The organism is Tenacibaculum sp. TB-56, from assembly GCF_059716275.2.
This window is the reverse complement of sequence record NZ_CM201367.1, coordinates 2,098,888-2,118,923: the sequence shown is the minus strand read 5'-3', so window position 1 is coordinate 2,118,923 and position 20,036 is coordinate 2,098,888. Positions and strand designations below refer to the sequence as shown.

Sequence of the window (20,036 nt, the reverse complement as noted above, 5' to 3'; positions counted from 1 at the left end):
AAAAAACAAATAGATGAAAAGGTTAAGTATCCTTTTTTTGTTACTAAGCTTTATAGCTACAGCACAAGATAATTTAAGTACTCAACTTAGTTTAGAAGAATATTTAGGGTATGTAAAAAAATACCACCCCATTATAAAGCAAGCTGAACTTATTACAAGTACCAATGAGGCTAAATTATTAAAAGCTAGAGGTACTTTTGATCCTAAAATAGAAGTAGACTATGACAGAAAAGAATTTAAAGGCAAAGATTATTACAAAAAGTTAAATTCAACCTTTAAAATTCCTACTTGGTATGGAATAGAGCTAAAAGGTAGTTATGAGAATAATTCTGGTCAATATTTAAACCCTGAACACAATACTCCAGAAAAAGGACTATATAATGTTGGTGTATCGGTTTCTTTAGCAAAAAACTTATTCATTAATAAAAGAATGGCTACTTTAAAACAAGCTAAACTCTATACACAGCAAGGTAAACTAGAACAACAGTTACTCGTTAACGATATTTTATTTGAAGCCATAAACACGTACTTGAACTGGTTGCAATATTATCAGAGTTATAATGTTTATAAAGATTATTACACTAATGCAGATATCAGGTTAAAAAACGTAAAGAAAAGCTTCAAAGCTGGTGATAAACCAGCTATAGATACTTTAGAAGCAAATATCAATTTAAAAAACAGAAAGTTAGACCTAGAAAAAGCGAATATTAAATACATTAAATCTAAGTTAGAACTTTCTAATTATTTATGGATTGGTAACAACATTCCTATGGAAATAAAAGAAGAAATAATTCCTGACGTTACTACTTTTTCTAATATTGATGCTATTCTAAACACTTCTATAACTACATTATTTGATAATGAATTTGAAAACCATCCTAAGTTAAAATTACTGGAGTTAAAGAAAAGAAACCTAGAAATAAATAAGCAACTAAAAGTAAACAACCTATTACCTAAAGTAGATTTTCAGTATAACTTCCTTGCTTCAAAAGTGGATAATTTTGATGCTTTTAGCACTGCGAACTACAAGAATTCTCTTCAAGTTAGCATTCCTCTATTCTTACGTAAATCTAGAGCAGATTTAAAACTTGCTAAGCTAAAACTACAAGATATCGATTTTGAAATTGCGTCAACTAGAGTCTCATTACAAAACAAAATAACGGCTACCGAGCAAGAAATTACATCATATAAAAAACAAAATGATATTTTAAAAAATCTTGTAAACGATTATCATACACTTGTAAAAAGTGAAGAACGTAAGTTTACTTTGGGTGAGAGCTCTATTTTTCTAATTAATTATAGAGAAGTAAAACTAATTGAGAGTAAATTGAAAGAAATTAAAAATGAGTATGAATACGCTAAGACAAAAGGAAAACTTATAAAGCTATTAGGTAAATTAAATAGTTTATAAAACAAAAACCGAAGTTAATACTTCGGTTTTTGTTTATTTATATCTACTTCTTCTATTTAAGAATTTTAGATACTAAATCTTTCTTCGCTTTTTCATCATCTCCGAATAACCACTGTAATACATTATCCTCCCACATCTCATCACGCTCTGTTTCTGTGATAATATTTCTATCAATTGCTAAATCTAAAATTTTCCCTGGATATGACGATTGAATTTCACTCTCCATCTCTCCTAATGGATATGGATCATCTAATCCTATTAACACTTGCTTAGAACCTTGATTTTTAATCAGTAAATCTAACGAACCGGTATCATGGACTAATGTATCAAAGAAAATGTTTTTGTGCCCCACCGCTTTTCTAGGGTGAGTTTTACCTTCAAACAAATCTGGTCTTCCATCAAAACCTTGTATACGACGTCCTAGGTTCATTTGTGCTAACTGACCTCCATGAGCAAAACACACTCGCATATTAGGATATTTTTCATAATATCCATTTAAGGTTAAAAAATGGTATGCATCTGCACACTGCGCCAACATCCAAATTAGGTGGAAACGCCAACTTGTATTTTGTAGTTTGATGAATTTCTCTCCGTCATACGGATGAATTTCAACCGCTAAGTTATACTTATCTGCTAGCTCGAAAATAGGTTCGTTTTCTTCATCAAAAATACATCGCCAAGTACCGATGGTATCCATATAATGTGTTGGCAAACACAACAAACGCATTCCTAACACCTCAACACATCGCTCTATCTCCCATAAAGCACCACGAACAAACCCTGGATGTACTACAAAACCTGTTGTGAATTTCGACGGATTTTCATGTTGTACACGCGCATTAAAATCATTTTGAAAACGTAACGCTTGCTTCATCTCTTCTAAACGAAGTCCATTACCATATAATTGAGACAAATTTAATACGACAGCATGATCAATTTTAAAATGCTCCATCCATGCTAATTTTTCGTCTAAAAAAAAACTAGAATCGGTTACTGGTCGACTCCAATCTTTTTGCAGCATAAACTTTCTGTCCTTATCTACCCAAAAAATTCCTTTGTCTTTCATAAACTTCGGAATTTGTTCTGGATAAGGCAATAAATGTGAATGTCCGTTTATTCTTAATTTGCGTTTTTCCATTTTTATTGTCATTCCCGTGCAAACGGGAATCTTTTATTTTTTTATTCTTGATTGTTATGAGATTCCTGCCTTCGCAGGAATGACAACCTGTTTTTAAATTTTATTAGGAGCCTCCATTACGGTACCACATTTATCACAAGTACACTTCTCTTTATCAGAATAATACTTATCAAAAATTATTGGCATATCCGTTTCAATATTATCTAAAGCAAATTCTTCTCGGTATAATTGATGTCCACAATTTTCACAATACCACTCTAAAGCATCCATCATTCCTTCATCACGTGGATATTCAATAACCAAACCTACCGTATTCGCTTTACGTTGTGGTGAGTGCGGCACCTTTCCTGGTAATAAATAAATATCTCCTTCATTAATTTCAACATCGATCATTTCCCCTTTGTCGTCAATAATTTTCAGCACCATATCTCCTTCTAATTGATAGAAAAACTCTGGTGTTTCGTTGTAGTGATAATCCTTACGATTGTTAGGACCTCCAACAACCATTACGATATACTCACCATTATCCCAAACTTGTTTGTTTCCTACTGGTGGTTTTAATAAATGACGGTTTTCATCAATCCACTTTTTGAAATTTAAAGGTTGTACTAACTTGCTCATTTTTATAAGCCCCTCCTAACCTCCCCAAAGGGAAGGAACTCTTAATTGGGCGTATTGGAGTTATTATTTATTCATTTTTAAAGATACTTAAATAGTCTCGCTTCTAAAAGTCTTTATTCTTAATCTCTTATAAAGATTTTGTTCTTCCTCCATCAACAGGAACATTAATTCCGTTGATAAAACTTGCTCTTTCACTTGCTAAGAACACAATCGCATTGGCTACCTCCTCTGGTTTTGCAAAACGCTTTGCTGGTGATGCGTTTTTCATCATTTCAGCAACTTCTTCAACAGTTTTCCCTGTTTTAGCAGCTTTATTATTGATAATTTCTGTCAAACGTTCCGTCGCTGTAGCTCCTGGTAATACATTATTCACTGTAATTCCGAATTGACCTAATTCATTCGCTAAGGTTTTACTCCAATTAGCAACCGCACCACGAATAGTATTCGAAACTCCTAAACCATCTAGAGGTTGTTTTACTGAAGTAGAAATTACATTTATAATTCTACCATAATTTTGTTCTTTCATAAACGGTACTAAAGCTTGTACCAATACATGGTTACATTTTAAGTGCATGGTAAAAGCACGCTCAAACTCTTCTAGGGTAGCATCAAACACTGGACCTCCTGCTGGACCTCCTGTATTATTTACCAAAATATGAAACTGTAAATTTGTTGCCTCTAACTTCTCTTTTAAATCTGTTGGATTTATAAAATCAGCAACTAAATATCCATGATTTTGGTTATTATTTGGTAATTCAGCTAACACAGCTTTAAGCTTTTCTTCGCTACGAGCTACCAACGTTACATTTACTCCTTCTTGAGCTAATTGTATTGCTGCTGCTTTTCCTATTCCCTGAGTACTACCACATACCAAGGCGTTTTTATGTTGTATATCTAAATTCATTTTATTCGTTATTCTGAATCATTTGTTTAATCTTAACTGCTTTCTCAAAATGATCTAATTGGTGTGTTTGAATCCACCAAGTAGCCACTTCCATCAGTACTTTTGGATTGTCATTTTTATTTTTGAAAAATGCATAGAACGAAAGCCCTACATTTTCTCCTTTTTTAGCTATCTTCTCTTCACAAATAGCTATTATTTTTTCTTTTATTTCCTTATTCATATTTTATACATACATTTTTTGGTTCTGTAAAAAAGCGTAATGCTTCAAAACCTCCTTCACGTCCTACTCCACTTGCTTTTTGACCTCCAAAAGGCGTTCTTAAGTCACGCAACAACCATGTATTTACCCAAACAATTCCCGTGTGTAATTCTTTAGACAATCGCATGGTTCTCGTCAAATTATTTGTCCATAATGTTGATGATAATCCATATACTACATCATTCGCTAATTGTAAAGCTTCTTCTTCTGTTTTAAAAGACATCAAGGTTACTACAGGTCCGAAAATTTCTTCTTGATTTAATCTACACTGATTACTTGAAACCTCTATAATAGTAGGTTCTAGATAGTATCCATTTTCACTACCTTCTACCGTTACTGTATTTCCTCCGTATAGAATTTTTCCTCCCTCTTGTTCCGCAATGTCTATATATGATTTTACTTTTTCTAAATGTGGTTTCGATACCAAAGCTCCAATATTTGTATCTTTATAAAAAGGATTTCCTACCTTTAATTGAGATACTTTTTGAACAAAATCTTTTTTGAATTGTTCATAGATACTTTCTTCAACAAAAATCCTACTTCCACATAAACAAATCTGACCTTGATTTGCAAATGAAGAACGAACTGTAGTCGCCAACATATTTTCATAATCACAATCCGCAAAAATGATATTTGGATTTTTACCTCCTAACTCCAACGATAACTTCTTAAACATAGGTGCTGCTGTACGAGCTATATGTGCTCCTGTAGCAGTACCACCCGTAAATGAAATTGCTTTGATATCTGGATGCTCTATAATGGCTTGTCCTGTGGTAGTTCCTAATCCGTGAACTATGTTTAACACCCCTTTAGGTAAACCTGCTTCATTACAAATCTCACCTAATAAATAGGCTGTCATGGGCGTTACTTCACTTGGTTTTGCTACAACACAGTTTCCTGCGGCTATTGCCGGAGCAATCTTCCACGTAAATAAATAAAGTGGTAAATTCCAAGGAGAAATACATGCAACTACACCAATAGGTTGACGTAACGTAAAATTCATAGCTCCTAAGCCAACACTTTCATGAGCTTCAGATGAAAATTGCGTAATTGCATCTGCAAAATATTGAAAATTTGATGAGGCTCTCGGAATATCAATCGCTGTAGCTAAACGCAATGGCTTCCCATTATCTTTAGCTTCAGCTTTAGCTAATTCTGGTAATCTCTGTTGAATTAACTTCGCTATTTTAGAAAGAATATCTCTACGTTCGTTTAAGGTAGTATTTGACCAAGACGGAAAAGCTTCCTTTGCTGCTTCATATGCTAACGCTACATCTTCCTTAGTTGAATTAGGAATTTGTCCATACACTTCTCCAATAGATGGATTATAATTATCAATGTAATTACCTGCTACTGGTGCTACCAGTTCTCCGTTTATGTAGTTTTTAATGTTCATTTCATTCACAGATTAAAGAAAAAAGAGAAAAGAAAAGAGACTTCTTTTGTCTTGGTTCTAGTGTCTTTACTCTTGTTTCTTATACGCTACCACTTTAATTTCAATCAATAAATGTGGGTGTGGTAATTGATGTACTGCTACGGTAGTTCTGGTTGGTCCGTTATAGTCAAAGTATTCAGCATATACTTCATTATAGCCTCCAAAATCATTCATATTTACCAAGAATGAAGTTACATCTATAATATCAGATAAATCAGCCCCAACTTCTTGTAAAATATCACGAATGTTTTCTATTACCGCTCGGGTTTGCTTTTTAATATCTAAGTTGGTTGTTCCAAATTCATCTACCTCAACTCCTTCAAAAGAATTATCAGGTCTACGAGAACTTGTTCCAGATACATAAATAAAATCGCCTACTTGTTTTACATGTGGAAACTTTCCTCTTGGTATCGCTTTTCCTTTGATTACTTTACTATCCATAATATTAAGCCCCTCTTTATCTCCCCTGAGGGGAGAAACTCTAAAAATAGGGTTCTTGAGTTTTATTGTTTTATTTTTATCTTCACATCTTACTCCTTCCCTTTGGGAAGGTTGGGATGGGCCAATTCTAATAGTTTTATCGTTGTTTTTAAATTGCGGGTGGTTGCTATTGCCTTCAACTTCTTTTCGATTACACTGTTTGTCAGTTTAGTTTTTCCAAAACCTGACGGACAATACAAATACACCACATCATCAACTATTTCATATTTGTCTTCGGTAATTCCATTAACTTCAATAACTGATTCTTTAGTTATTCTATCTAAAAAAGTAAAAGCTACTATTTTTTCATTTTCTTGTGAAAATGGATAGTTTTCTAGTTTACTTTTCCATTCCTCTGGTGTTCTAGCCAGTACAGGCACATCATACCCAAATTTAGCAGCAATCGCTTCTTTAATTTTCTGACAAACGATCTCTTTTGTTTCTCCTGAATCTAAAATAATATTACCACTTTGAACATAAGTTTGTACATTTTGAAACCCCAATTCATTCAACATTTCTCGTAATTCAGCCATCGGAAGCTTGTTTTTTCCCGAAACATTGATTCCTCTTAGTAATACTATATAAGTACAAGCCCCTCCTAACCTCCCCTGAGGGGAGGAATTATCAACTTTATGTATATCAGTTTCTTCCATTACCTATCTTTTCCCTCCCTTTGGGAGCGTCGGGGCGGTCTTACAGTCCCGCTATTTTATCTTCTTCTAAAATCTCATTGGTTTCTTCTTGCACCTTTTTTAATACCTCATTCAAATCGGTGATGGTATCTAAATCGTGATGTGCCACCATATTTAACAAGGCTTTATCTTGCGCACGTCCTTTTTTCATCGCTTCTGCATACGGAATCTCTTCATTAAAGGTTACCATAGAGTATTTTGAAAAATATTCTGTTGGGAAGGTCTTTTCTAAATCCATTTCTAACTTTCTTTTTTGTTTAAATAATGGATTTGCTACATGATCTCGCATTTCATAAAAATTATCAATGGCTAAATCAGCAATTGCATCGGTATCTTCTTTACGTGCTTTTTCATAAGCTTTAAAAGTAGCTTGCCAATCTCCTTCGTGTGCATCAAGAATCGTATCAAATACAGTTACATCTTCAAACGAAGCATTCATTCCTTGTCCATAAAACGGAACAATTGCATGTGCTGCATCTCCCATTAACAAGGTTTTATTTTGATAATGCCAAGGCGAACATTTTACCGTTCCTAAAGCCCCTGTTGGGTTGTTTAAGAATTCGTCTTTTATACTTGGTATCAACGCTAATGCATCTGAAAATTCTTTTTCAAAAAACTCGGTTATCTTTTCTTCGGAAGTTAAGTTGTTGAAGTTGTATTCTCCTTCATCGTAACTCAAAAACAAGGTTACTGTAAAACTTCCATCTAAATTCGGCAACGCAATTAACATATACTCTCCACGAGGCCAAATATGTAAATGGTCTTTACTTATTTGATGGTTTCCTAACTTATCAGCAGGAATTTCCAATTCTTTATATCCATGCGTTAAGAAATTCTGTGAATAACTAAACAAGAATTTTCTTTCTAAATAGTAACTCTTTCTCAATGCAGATCCAGCACCATCGGTTCCAAAAATTACATCTCCATCTACTGAAAACTCTTGGTTAGTTTCGTGGTTCTTGAAATACGCTATTGTGTTTTCAATATCTACCGAAGTGCATTCGGTGTTAAAATAGATGGTTACATTTTCGTGTGCTTCCGCTTCGTTTAATAAAATTCCGTTTAAATCTCCTCTTGAAATAGAATTGATATACTCTCCTTCTCTACCCGAATAGTTCGATGCAAACGTATTTCCTTCTCTATCGTGCATTAAACGTCCGTACATCGGAATACAAATTTCACGTGCTTTTTCTTCTACTCCACATAAACGTAACGCTTTAAATCCACGATCAGATAATGCTAAATTGATAGAACGTCCTGCTGAAATATCGGTAACTCGTAAATCTGGACGACTTTCATACATTGCTACCTTATAGCCTCTTTGTGCTAAACGAAGTGCTAATAAACTTCCGCATAAACCAGCACCTATGATTACTATGTTTTCTTGTTTGCTCATTTGTTTTATAACAATGTTTTTAAAATTTCAACCATTCTGTATACATCTTCAAAACTGTTATACATTGGCACTGGTGCACAACGAATTACATCAGGTTCTCTCCAATCGGTTATAATATTATTTTCAGTTAGTTTATTGTGTAAACTTTTATCTGCATTCTTTACTTGAATAGACAATTGACATCCTCTTTCTTTTGGATTCGATGGGGTAATTATTTTAATGCTGGCCGTATCAATCTGATTGATTAAATATTCAAAATAGCCCGTTAATTTTTCCGATTTGGCTCTTAACGCTTCCATTCCTACTTCTTCAAACATATCTAACGAAGCTCTAATAGCTGCCATTGATAAAATCGGTGGATTTGATAACTGCCACCCTTCTGCTCCTGGCATTACATCAAATGGTTGACGCATGTTAAAACGAGTTTCTTTGTTATGATTCCACCAACCTGCAAAACGAGGTAATTCTTTATTATGCGCATGTTTTTCATGTACAAACAACCCTGCTAAACTTCCTGGACCCGAATTCAAATATTTATAAGTACACCAAGCTGCAAAATCTACTCCGCTATCATGTAACTCTGGAGAAATATTTCCTGCACCGTGCGCTAAATCTACACCTACGATACAGTTTTTAGCATGACCAATTTCTGCAATACGTTTGATATCTAAATACTGTCCTGTATAATAATTCACACCACCAATCAACAACAAGGCTATTTCATCACCTTGTTCATCTACTATTTTCTCTAAATCTTCAATACGCAATAACTCTTCTCCTTCACGAGGTTTCCATTCTATCAATCCTTCTTCCGTATCAAAACCATGGAATTTTAATTGCGATTGTACCGCGTATCTATCCGAAGGAAAAGCGTCACTTTCTATAACAATTTTATACTTTGTTTTAGTTGGTTGGTAAAACGACACCATTAACAAGTGTAAATTGGTCGTTAGCGTGTTCATCACTACCACTTCTAATGGTTTAGCTCCCACTATTTTTGCCATCGAATTCGTTAAAAATTCGTGATATGGCATCCATGGGTTTCGAGCTTCAAAATGCCCTTCTACTCCATATTTTGCCCAATCGTCTAATTCTTGTTGAATGTATTGTTGCGTTTGTTTAGGTTGTAATCCAAGAGAATTTCCTGTAAAATACAACCAGTCATTCCCTTCTGCATCTTTTGGAATATGAAACTGCGCTCTTAAATGCGCTAAATTATCTTCTTTATCTAGTTGTTGTGCGTAATCGAGTGTTGGTTTATACATAGGTATTTATATTTCTAAAAACCATTTCTAAAACACTAAAGATACTTCATTTTTGCCTCAAAATAAAACCTAAAGCGTTTCACTTAATAAAACGGTGTTTTATAAATCTACACATTTTTATTATATTAGTCAATATTTTTTTTGAGAAAATGAATACAGATTCTAAAAATTTAAATCAATCCATTATCAAAGCGTTTGCTGTTTTAGATGCTTTTACCAATGATAAAAAAGAATGGGGCGTTAGAGAATTAGCTGCTAAAACTAGCTACAACAAAAGTACCGTATACCGATTACTAAGTACTTTAGTTTCGTTGAATGTTGTACAACAAAACGACAACGAAAAGTATCAATTGGGAAGTAAATTGTTTGAATTAGGCAATCGTGTTTCAATCTATAAATCACTAAGAAATTTAACTAATGAACCTATACAGAAAGTAGCTTTAGAAATTCAAGAAACTGTTTTATTGGGTATTTTAAAAGAACAGCAGGTATTTCATATTAATAAAGCTGATAGTTTACAAGGACTTAAAATAAGCACCTCCATTGGCTCTTACGCGCCTGTCAATGGAAGTGCCATTGGAAAATTACTCTTAGCTTTTTCTTCGTTAGAAAATCAAGAGGTGTTTCTAAGCTCAACCACATTACAGTCGTTTACCAAAAACACTATCACTTCAACTTCAAAACTCAAAAAGGAATTAGCACAAATTCAACAGCAACAATTTGCATTAGATATTGAGGAATCAGAATTAGGTTTAGTTTGCATTGCTATTCCTATTTATAATAAAAAAGGGAAAGTAATTGCAGGAATCAGTGCTTCTGGACCTTCTAGTAGATTTAAAATGGAGAATGTTGCTAGCTATATTCAAATTTTACAAAAAGGAGCCAATATTATAGAGCAAAATTTAAGTGACTTTGATCGCTTATAAAAGAAAAATCCCGCTTAAGCGGGATTTTATATTTCTTAATACAATACTCTAAACTTAATAGTACCATCTACTTTTTTCAGTTTTGCTATTACTTCTTGATTGTATTCTTTATCCACATCGGTAATAACATACCCAACTCTTTCATCGGTAGAAAGGTATTGACCAGTAATGTTCAACTCATATTTCGCTAATACTTTATTGATTTTCGCCATTACACCAGGTACATTTTCATGAATATGTAAAAAGCGGTGTGCATTTTTATGTTTAGGCAAACGAATATTTGGGAAATTAACCGCATCTACCGTGTTTCCTGAATTGATATACGCCATAATTTTATTCGGAACAAAATCAGCGATATCCTTTTGAGCTTCTTCTGTACTACCTCCCACGTGCGGAGTTAAAATCACGTTATCCAACCCTTTTAATTCAGTATAAAACTCACCATTTTTACTTGGCTCTTCAGGATATACATCTACAGCAGCCCCAGCAATTTTACCAGACTTCAATCCTTCTACTAAAGCTTCAATATCCACTACAAATCCACGAGAAAGGTTTACTAAATGAACTCCATCTTTCATTTCAGCTATTTCTTCTCTTCCTATAAAGTTTTTGTTGGCAGCATTATCATCCACATGCAAGGTAACTACATCAGAAATATTCAATAATTCTTTTAAAGTATCCAACTTTGTAGCGTTTCCTAAAGCTAATTTGTCTTCTACATCGTAATAGTACACATCCATTCCAAGCGCTTCAGCCAATACAGATAGTTGTTTACCAATATTCCCGTACCCTACAATTCCTAGCTTTTTACCACGAACCTCTCTCGATCCCTGAGCTGTTTTGTTCCACTCACCGTTGTGAATTTCAGTGCTTCTTTGGAAAACACTACGCATTAACATAATAATTTCTCCAATCGCTAATTCGACTACCGAACGCGTATTGCTATAAGGTGCATTGAAAACTACTACTCCGTTTTCTTTACAAGCCTCTAAATCGATTTGTTTGGTTCCAATACAAAAGGCAGAAACCACCATTAGTTTTTCAGCAGCTTCAATTACTTTGCGAGTTACTTGTGTTTTAGAACGGATTCCTAACACATGAACATCTTTTAGTTTTTCAATCAATTCATCTTCCGACAAACTTCTTGAAACAGTTTCTACAGAAAATCCATCACCTGACAACTTTGTAAAAGCATCAGGATGTACGTTTTCTAATAATAAAATTTTGATTCTGTTCTTTGGGTATGATAAGTTTCTAGGCAATTTGTTAACGTATAAAAATTCATCTAAATTCGGTGTAATATGGTCGGCGTTGGCAATTGTCTTTTCTCTAGACACATTTTCGGTATACGCAAAAAAGGTATCTGCAACACCAGCTTCTTTGGTCACTGCATCACTATAGCCATCCCCTATCACTTGTACTTCACCTTCTAAATTTAAGGATTTTAAACAATCTATTTTACCATTATGCTTAGATAATGGATTTTGAGTATCAAACCCTACAATAACTCCTGCTTTATCAAACTCAAATGTGTTTGCAAATACTCTTTCAGAAGGAATATTATATGCCGCTACAATAGGATCGATAAACTCTTTAAATCCTGCGGAAATCACATAAATAGCATCCGAAAAATTTTCAAAAAACTCTTTATTTCTTTCAATAGAAGGAGACACTTTTTGCTTTAACTCCTCAATTAACAAAGGCAAGTCTGCCTTTGTTGCTTTTAATAATTGAATACGCTTTTCTAAAGACTCTGTAAAAGAAATATCGCCATCAATTCCTTGATTGGTTATATGGACTATTTCTTGAACAATCTCTTCTTTCTTCGGATTTCCCGCCAGCGTGATTTCTGCCAAAACATCTAATGCTTCTACACGTGTTAACGTGCTATCGAAATCGAAAACGAAATTTCGTTTTGCTAAATTCATGTTACTCTTGTTGTGTTTTTGTTGTTGTGTTGTTAGCCAACGAATGTACAAAGCTTTTCGTAAAAACTTCCATACCAAGCTAGTTAAGTTTCAAATTTTAAACCGATATTGTTTTTAACGTTTCTTCAATTACATTTTAACAACATTCAACACTAAAAAATTTCACTTTTAAAGTAAAAACAATAAGAATAACCATAAAATAGGAACTGCTTCTACCCAAAAAGAACTGTAATATTTAGACTGATTTGTTTGTGCTCTCATCAATAGAAAAAGAAGCAAAAAAAACATTCCTAAAAAAGCCGTTCTAAAATGAGAATTAGGGCTTATCATAAATTCCAACACCAAACATAAGAGCAATAGAACATATCCTAACTTTTTGGCATTTTCTACCCCTATTTTTTTGGGTATAGTTTGTAAAGAAATAGCATCGTATTGCACATCGCGAATATCAAAAGGAAGAATTAGTACAATCACCAATAAAAAACGCTGAATTAGCATTAAATACATTTCTGATGTAAAAGAAGACTCATTGGCATAAATTGGTAGTAAAACTGTGGTTCCTGCCCAAACTATGGCTACTACTATAATTTTTAAATATCCAATACTTCGTAAATTTTTCTGAAATCCGCTTAAAAAAGGAACCGCATATAAAAAAGTTAACAATCCGAAAGGCACAAAAAACAGTAAAATTCTTAAAGGAAGTAACCATGCAAAATAACACATCAACAAGAAGCAAATCAATGAAAACACCTGAGTAACTTGTAAGTTTTTTGTTAAACTTCTGTGATGCAGCTTTGCTATTCCTGCATATTTCACAAAATTATACCCTGTAATCGTAGCAAAAAAGACAAACCAGTCTAACAATTCATTATGCGGAATTTCAAAATAAATCTCCGTTATTCGTAACAAAGCATAAACTGCCAGTGCTACATGAATACTAGCATTGATATAAAAATCGATTACTGTTTTAAAAAACTTCACCTAACAAAAATAGCTTTTATGTTTATAACCCTTAGTATTGGTTAATAAAATATCATTTTTTAACAAAAAAATATGTACGCACAAGTCAACCAATTTCACTATTTTTGAGCCACTTAAAACAACAACACAATAATGAACACAAATTCATTTCAATTAAGACATATTGGTCCTCGTGTTAAAGACCAAGACCAGATGCTTAAAACTATTGGCGTAGAGAGTTTAGACCAATTGATTTACGAGACTATTCCTGACGATATTCGTTTACAAAAAGAGTTAGATTTAGCTCCTGCAATGAGTGAATATGAATACTTAACTCACATTAACGAGTTAGGTGCAAAAAACAAAGTTTTTAAGAGTTATATCGGCTTAGGATATCACGAAGCAATTATACCAAGTGTAATTCAACGTAATATTTTAGAAAACCCAGGATGGTATACTGCCTACACGCCTTATCAAGCAGAAATTGCACAAGGACGTTTAGAGGCCTTGTTAAATTACCAAACAATGATTTGTGATTTAACAGGAATGGAGTTAGCCAACGCTTCATTATTAGATGAAGGAACAGCTGCTGCAGAAGCTATGGCTTTATTATTTGATGTTCGTGATAGAGCACAAAAGAAAGCTGATGTAAATAAGTTCTTCGTTTCTGAAGAAATTTTACCACAAACTTTATCAGTATTACAAACACGCGCAATTCCTATCGGAATTGAATTAGTGGTTGGTAATCACCAAGAATTTGATTTCTCTGAAGAATTCTTCGGAGCAATTGTACAATATCCAGGAAAACACGGTCAGGTTTATGACTATACTGATTTTGTTGCAAACTGTAATGCTAAAAACATTAAAGTAGCAGTTGCTGCTGATATTTTATCATTAGTAAAATTAAAAGCGCCTGCACAGTTTGGTGCTGATGTGGTAGTAGGTACTACGCAACGTTTTGGTATTCCTTTAGGATATGGAGGTCCTCGCGCAGGATTCTTTGCTACTAAAGAAGAATACAAACGTAGCATGCCTGGTCGTATTATTGGGGTTACTAAAGATGTTGACGGTGGTCGTGCATTACGTATGGCCTTACAAACACGTGAGCAACATATTAAACGTGAAAAAGCGACTTCTAACATTTGTACTGCACAAGTATTGTTAGCTGTTATGGCTGGTATGTATGCAGTTTTCCACGGAAAAGAGGGATTACAATACATCGCTGATCGTGTACATACAAGTACTACAACATTAGCGAAAGCTTTAACCGATTTAGGTTTCAAACAACAAAATACTTCGTATTTCGATACTATTTTAGTAGAAGTTGAAACAGATAAATTGCGTCCTGTAGCTGAAGCAAACGGAATTAACTTTAACTACATTGACGAAAACCACATTTCTATCTCTGTAAACGAAACTGTTGGTTTAAAAGAAATCAATGCTATTGTTGATTGTTTCGAGCAAGCATTCAATATCAAAGATATTTTAGTTACTGAATTTACTACAGCAGATGTTATTCCTGCGGATGTAAAAAGAGCAACTTCATTCTTAGATAACGAAGTATTCAACACGTATCAATCAGAAACTGAAATGATGCGTTATATTAAAAAATTAGAGCGTAAAGATTTAGCGTTAAATCACTCAATGATTTCTTTAGGGTCATGTACTATGAAACTAAACGCTGCTTCTGAAATGTTACCGTTAAGCAATCCACAATGGGGAAATATCCACCCATTCGTACCTTTAAATCAAGCTGAAGGATACCAAGTTATGCTAAACAATCTTGAAAACCAATTAAACGTGGTTACTGGATTTGCAGGTACTTCTTTACAGCCTAACTCAGGTGCACAAGGAGAATTTGCTGGTTTAATGGTTATTAGAGCTTATCATGAAGCTAACGGAGATACTCACAGAAACATCTGTTTAATTCCTGCATCAGCTCACGGAACCAACCCTGCATCTGCTGTAATGGCAGGTATGAAGGTAGTAGTTACCAAAACTGATGAAAAAGGAAACATCGACGTAGAAGATTTACGTGCGAAAGCTGAAAAGCACGCAGCTAATTTAGCGGCTTTAATGGTAACGTATCCATCTACTCACGGAGTTTACGAAAAAGCGATTAAAGAAATTACGCAAATTATCCACGATAACGGCGGACAAGTATATATGGATGGTGCTAACATGAACGCACAGGTAGGGTTAACCAATCCTGCAACTATTGGTGCTGATGTTTGTCACTTAAACTTACACAAAACATTTGCGATTCCTCACGGTGGTGGTGAACCAGGTGTTGGACCAATTTGTGTGGCACCACAATTAGTTCCATTTTTACCTACTAACCCTGTAGTTACTACTGGTGGTGATAACGCTATTACTGCTATTTCAGCTGCTCCTTGGGGTTCTGCTTTAGTATGTTTAATTTCTTACGGATACATAACGATGTTGGGTGCTGACGGATTAACAAACTCTACTAAAAATGCTATTTTAAACGCAAACTATATTAAAGAGCGTTTAAACGGACATTTTAGCACTTTATATACTGGTGAAATGAACCGTGCAGCTCACGAAATGATTTTAGATTGTCGTGATTTTAAACAAAACGGAATTGAAGTAACTGATATTGCAAAGCGTTTAATGGACTACGGATTCCACGCGCCTACTGTATCGTTCCCTGTAGCTGGAACAATTATGGTGGAACCAACAGAATCTGAAAGTGTAGCAGAATTAGATCGTTTTTGTGATGCGTTAATCTCTATCAGAAAAGAGATTGCTGAAGCGAGTAAGGAAAACCCTAACAACCCGCTTAAAAACGCACCTCACACGCAAGAAATGTTAACTGCTGACGAATGGGATTTACCATATTCTCGTAAGCAAGCAGCTTTTCCGTTAGAATATATTGCAGACAATAAGTTTTGGCCTTCTGTACGTCGTGTTGACGATGCGTTTGGTGACCGTAACTTAATTTGTTCTTGTAATCCTATTGAAGATTATATGGAAGCGGAAGCTTAAAATAACATTCATACAAATTCAAAAACCTCATCTTATCTGATGAGGTTTTTGTTTTTTATACACATATTCAGTCATTTCACTGAGAAATCTCAAGGATAGGAGTTACTCATCTCATAAGATTCCTCACATTCGTTCGGAATGACTACAAGTCTATTTCCTTTAACGCTTTGATGTTATTACGCTCTAAAAACGCATCAATCGTTTCAAAGTGTTCGATGACACGTTGATCTTTAAATTCAAATACTTTTTGAGATAAACCTTGTAAGAAATCACGGTCATGCGATACTAAGATTAATGTTCCGTCGAAGTGTAATAAGGCTTCTTTAATCACTTCTTTTGATTTTAAATCTAAGTGGTTGGTAGGTTCATCTAATATCAACACGTTTACAGGTTCCAACAACAATTTCACCATTGCCAAACGGGTTTTCTCTCCTCCAGAAAGTACTTTTACTTTCTTTTCTAAATCATCGCCCGAGAACATAAAACGTCCTAATATATTTTTGATTTGCGTTCTAATGTCTCCTTCTGCAACCTCATCTACGGTTTGGAAGATCGTCAATTCAGGATCTAACAACGAAGCTTGGTTTTGTGCAAAGTAGCCCACTTTGGCATTGTGCCCTAAACCACATGTTCCTTCAAAATCTATTTCTCCCATAATCGCTTTGATCATGGTTGATTTTCCTTCTCCGTTTCTTCCTACAAACGACACTTTTTCACCACGAGCTATTGAGAAACTCGCGTCTTTAAACACGGTTAAATCATCATATTTCTTGGTCAACCCCTCCACCTTTACAGGATAATCTCCCGAACGTGGTGAAGGCGGAAAACGCAGTTTTAATGCTGAAGTATCTACCTCATCAATTTCTACAGGAACCAATTTTTCTAACATACGCTCACGCGAAGCTACCTGATTCGTTTTTGAATAGGTTCCTTTAAAACGCTCGATAAACGCTTTGGTATCGGCAATAAACTTTTGTTGTTCTTGATACGCTTTTAACTGATGTGCACGACGCTCTTTACGCAATTCTAAATAATGTGAATAATTCGCTTTGTAATCGTGAATGGTTCCCATCGTAACCTCAATAGTTCGGTTGGTAATGTTATCGATAAACGCTTTGTCGTGCGATATTACTACTACGGCTTTGGCTTTATTTAATAAGAAATTTTCTAACCAAATTACCGACTCTATATCTACGTGGTTGGTAGGCTCGTCTAATAAAATTAAATCGGGTTTTTGTAGTAAGATTTTCGCCAACTCAATACGCATACGCCAACCTCCACTAAACTCAGAGGTTGCTCTCTCAAAATCTTCTTGCTTAAATCCTAACCCTTTTAAGGCTTTTTCTACTTCAGCTTCGTAATTTACTTCCTCTAACGCGTAGTATTTCTCGCCTAAATCTGATACACGCTCGATGATTTTCATATAATCATCCGATTCGTAATCGGTACGGGTTTCTAATTGTTTGTTGAGATCTTCCATTTCAGCTTTCATCGCAAAAACCGATTCAAAAGCTTTAGAAGCCTCTTCTTTTACCGTGCAATTGTCTTCCATTAACAAATGCTGCGGTAAATAAGCGATTACAGTATCTTTCGGACTACGAACACCTCCTTTGGTAGGATTGGAAACACCTGCAATAATTTTCATCATGGTGGATTTTCCTGCCCCGTTTTTACCCATTAAGGCAATTTTATCGTTTTCGTTAATTACAAACGAAACGTCGCTAAACAAGGTGTTACCACTAAACTCAACCGTTAATTGATCTACCGTAATCATACAAATAATTTTAAGCGACGAAATTAACAAAAACGGTTAATAAGTTGGCAAAAACTTTCATTTATACAGTAGTTAATTTTGTTATATTTGAGAGAACAAAAAATTGCTAAAATCTCCTATGAGCCGTCCTTAAAAAGAAAGTTTTAGTGATTTTATGATGTATATAAACTAGTTGTATTTAATTATGACAGATCAAGAAAAAAGTTTTATAGAATCATGTTTTGAAGGAAACTTCAGAAACATAAAAACTTGTATAAAATATGGAGTTAATATCCACATACAAGATGATTGGTGTATTGATATAGTGGGCAGAAAAAATTATAGTGAAATTATTATCTATTTTCTCGAAAATGGAATTTCACATAAATCAGCGGCAAAAAAAATGCTACTAGCTTATACTTGTGATGCAGAAGATTTAAATTTAGTCAAATATTTAATTAATAATTCTGACGAATATAAGAATGAAACATCTGCGATACAATGGACTGCTTCAAAAGGAAACATAGAAATAATGGAATTAATACTCGGTTATTTTGAAGATTTTAATGGAATTTTTTGTAGTGCTGCTAGCACAGGTAAAATTGAATTATTACAATTTTTAATTGACAATGACATTCAAGATTACGACAATGGTTCAGAAAGAGCTGTTTATTGGGCAGCAGAAAAAAATAAATGGAGTACTGTAAAATTATTATTAGAAAATAATATTGGAACAATAGACAGACTAGGAGAAAAATACACCAATAAGTATATTTCATGGAAAGAAAAAACCAAACTCGAAAATATATAACAAAGTAGAAAATATATTGAAAATACTACATATAATAGGAAATGGATTTGACTTGAATCTTGATTTAAACACAAGTTATAAAGATTTTTACGACTTTTACAAGAGCATCGAATCGTCTAGTGACAATATTAATAATTTAAAAAACAATATTTCTAATAATTATAAAAATTGGTCTGATTTAGAATTGGCTTTAGGACAGTATACAGAAGAATTTGAAACTATTGATGATTTTGATGAAGTTTTTGAAGATATTGGAGAACAACTTGCCGAATATTTAAAAAAAGAGGAATCAAAATTTGACTTTTCAACTATAAATAAAGAAAAATTCTTTGAAAACCTAGTCAAGCCAGAAGTATACCTTCCTACTGCTGACAATAATAAAATTAAAACATTCAAAAATAGCTATTCAAACAGCACTTGGATAGTTGACATCTTTACATTCAATTACACAACCATTATTGAGAAAATAATTGAAGAAAAGAAAAATATTTCTATAGGGCATCATATTAGAGATAATGTCCCTGTTACATTGCGAGGAGTAGAACATATTCACGGTTTTATAGACAATAGAATGGTTTTAGGTGTTAATGATGTTTCTCAGCTTAAAAACAAAAAATTTCACCAAAACCTTGATGTTTTAGAAGCTATAGTAAAAGAGAAATGTAATTTAGCTTACGGACACACTATAGATAATCTATTCAAATCAAAAATTAAAGAAGCTAGCCTCATTTGTATTTTTGGAACTTCTTTTGGAGACTCTGACAATATGTGGTGGGAGTTAATCGGAGATAAATTAAGAAATAATAATTTTCCAATAATCATTTTTACAAAAGGAGAAGAAGTTATTTCTCCAAGAATCGGTTATAAAAACAATAGGACAAAAAGAAAAATGATAAATTATTTTTTAAAGAAAACTAAGTTACCTAAAGAAGAAATCGAAAAAGCAAGTCAAAATATTTTTGTTGCCTTAAATACAAAAATGTTCAAAGATGTAATTGAAAAATAAAGTCTTATTCTTATAGCTAACAACTATTAAAAGTCATTAAAG

General features: G+C 33.8%; 17 protein-coding genes. 5 read left to right on the top strand and 12 right to left on the bottom strand.

What is annotated here, in order from left to right:
- Nucleotides 1-13 precede the first annotated feature (13 nt).
- A complete protein-coding gene (locus AC3VI6_RS10290; protein WP_497706096.1) occupies nucleotides 14-1,411 on the top strand; it encodes a TolC family protein in 1,398 nt (465 codons plus the stop codon).
- Between the two features lie 52 nt (nucleotides 1,412-1,463).
- On the opposite strand, the gene AC3VI6_RS10285 is transcribed toward AC3VI6_RS10290, so the two are convergent.
- The 9 genes from AC3VI6_RS10285 to kynU all read right to left on the bottom strand — a co-directional run bounded on the left by AC3VI6_RS10285 (nucleotide 1,464) and on the right by kynU (nucleotide 9,601).
- Nucleotides 1,464-2,549: an amidohydrolase family protein gene (locus AC3VI6_RS10285; protein ID WP_497706095.1), complete on the bottom strand. Its 1,086-nt coding sequence runs from the start codon at nucleotides 2,547-2,549 to the stop codon at nucleotides 1,464-1,466.
- A 93-nt stretch (nucleotides 2,550-2,642) separates the two neighbouring features.
- Entirely contained in the window at nucleotides 2,643-3,170 is a 528-nt protein-coding gene (locus tag AC3VI6_RS10280; RefSeq protein WP_497706094.1) for a 3-hydroxyanthranilate 3,4-dioxygenase, read from the bottom strand.
- Between the two features lie 127 nt (nucleotides 3,171-3,297).
- Nucleotides 3,298-4,074, bottom strand: coding sequence for an SDR family oxidoreductase (locus AC3VI6_RS10275; RefSeq protein WP_497706093.1), 777 nt, complete (start codon nucleotides 4,072-4,074; stop codon nucleotides 3,298-3,300).
- Nucleotide 4,075: 1 nt separating this feature from the next.
- Nucleotides 4,076-4,294, bottom strand: a complete 219-nt coding sequence (locus tag AC3VI6_RS10270) for a DUF6500 family protein (RefSeq protein WP_047789338.1) — start codon at nucleotides 4,292-4,294, stop codon at nucleotides 4,076-4,078.
- Entirely contained in the window at nucleotides 4,287-5,729 is a 1,443-nt protein-coding gene (locus tag AC3VI6_RS10265; RefSeq protein ID WP_497706092.1) for an aldehyde dehydrogenase, read from the bottom strand. The genes AC3VI6_RS10270 and AC3VI6_RS10265 overlap by 8 nt, the downstream gene beginning before the upstream one ends.
- Nucleotides 5,730-5,795: 66 nt before the next feature.
- The gene (locus AC3VI6_RS10260; protein WP_274634715.1) at nucleotides 5,796-6,209 is read right to left on the bottom strand and encodes a RidA family protein; all 414 of its coding nucleotides are present in this window, start codon (nucleotides 6,207-6,209) and stop codon (nucleotides 5,796-5,798) included.
- 89 nt (nucleotides 6,210-6,298) lie between these two features.
- Complete coding sequence (locus tag AC3VI6_RS10255; protein WP_497706091.1) at nucleotides 6,299-6,901, bottom strand: DUF1697 domain-containing protein; 603 nt, start codon at nucleotides 6,899-6,901, stop codon at nucleotides 6,299-6,301.
- Between the two features lie 40 nt (nucleotides 6,902-6,941).
- Nucleotides 6,942-8,336 (bottom strand): FAD-dependent oxidoreductase, encoded by a 1,395-nt coding sequence (locus AC3VI6_RS10250; RefSeq protein ID WP_497706090.1) that lies wholly within the window; start codon nucleotides 8,334-8,336, stop codon nucleotides 6,942-6,944.
- A 5-nt stretch (nucleotides 8,337-8,341) separates the two neighbouring features.
- The gene (gene kynU / locus AC3VI6_RS10245; RefSeq protein WP_497706089.1) at nucleotides 8,342-9,601 is read right to left on the bottom strand and encodes a kynureninase; all 1,260 of its coding nucleotides are present in this window, start codon (nucleotides 9,599-9,601) and stop codon (nucleotides 8,342-8,344) included.
- A gap of 149 nt (nucleotides 9,602-9,750) precedes the next feature.
- Here kynU and AC3VI6_RS10240 point away from each other — a divergent pair, with 149 nt between their 5' ends.
- The gene (locus tag AC3VI6_RS10240) at nucleotides 9,751-10,527 is read left to right on the top strand and encodes an IclR family transcriptional regulator (protein WP_497706088.1); all 777 of its coding nucleotides are present in this window, start codon (nucleotides 9,751-9,753) and stop codon (nucleotides 10,525-10,527) included.
- A 35-nt stretch (nucleotides 10,528-10,562) separates the two neighbouring features.
- On the opposite strand, the gene serA is transcribed toward AC3VI6_RS10240, so the two are convergent.
- Together serA and AC3VI6_RS10230 are read right to left on the bottom strand one after the other, a co-directional pair.
- Nucleotides 10,563-12,455 carry a phosphoglycerate dehydrogenase gene (gene serA / locus AC3VI6_RS10235; protein ID WP_497706087.1) on the bottom strand — a complete coding sequence of 631 codons (1,893 nt, stop codon included), beginning with the start codon at nucleotides 12,453-12,455 and terminating at the stop codon, nucleotides 10,563-10,565.
- Between the two features lie 168 nt (nucleotides 12,456-12,623).
- Nucleotides 12,624-13,436: a UbiA prenyltransferase family protein gene (locus AC3VI6_RS10230; RefSeq protein WP_497706086.1), complete on the bottom strand. Its 813-nt coding sequence runs from the start codon at nucleotides 13,434-13,436 to the stop codon at nucleotides 12,624-12,626.
- 132 nt (nucleotides 13,437-13,568) lie between these two features.
- Here AC3VI6_RS10230 and gcvP point away from each other — a divergent pair, with 132 nt between their 5' ends.
- Nucleotides 13,569-16,424 carry an aminomethyl-transferring glycine dehydrogenase gene (gene gcvP, locus AC3VI6_RS10225; RefSeq protein ID WP_497706085.1) on the top strand — a complete coding sequence of 952 codons (2,856 nt, stop codon included), beginning with the start codon at nucleotides 13,569-13,571 and terminating at the stop codon, nucleotides 16,422-16,424.
- 142 nt (nucleotides 16,425-16,566) lie between these two features.
- On the opposite strand, the gene AC3VI6_RS10220 is transcribed toward gcvP, so the two are convergent.
- Entirely contained in the window at nucleotides 16,567-18,198 is a 1,632-nt protein-coding gene (locus AC3VI6_RS10220; RefSeq protein ID WP_408035169.1) for an ABC-F family ATP-binding cassette domain-containing protein, read from the bottom strand.
- Between the two features lie 184 nt (nucleotides 18,199-18,382).
- Here AC3VI6_RS10220 and AC3VI6_RS10215 point away from each other — a divergent pair, with 184 nt between their 5' ends.
- Together AC3VI6_RS10215 and AC3VI6_RS10210 are read left to right on the top strand one after the other, a co-directional pair.
- Nucleotides 18,383-18,988 carry an ankyrin repeat domain-containing protein gene (locus AC3VI6_RS10215; protein ID WP_299007378.1) on the top strand — a complete coding sequence of 202 codons (606 nt, stop codon included), beginning with the start codon at nucleotides 18,383-18,385 and terminating at the stop codon, nucleotides 18,986-18,988.
- A gap of 16 nt (nucleotides 18,989-19,004) precedes the next feature.
- Entirely contained in the window at nucleotides 19,005-19,994 is a 990-nt protein-coding gene (locus AC3VI6_RS10210) for an AbiH family protein (protein ID WP_299007375.1), read from the top strand.
- Nucleotides 19,995-20,036: the final 42 nt, after the last annotated feature.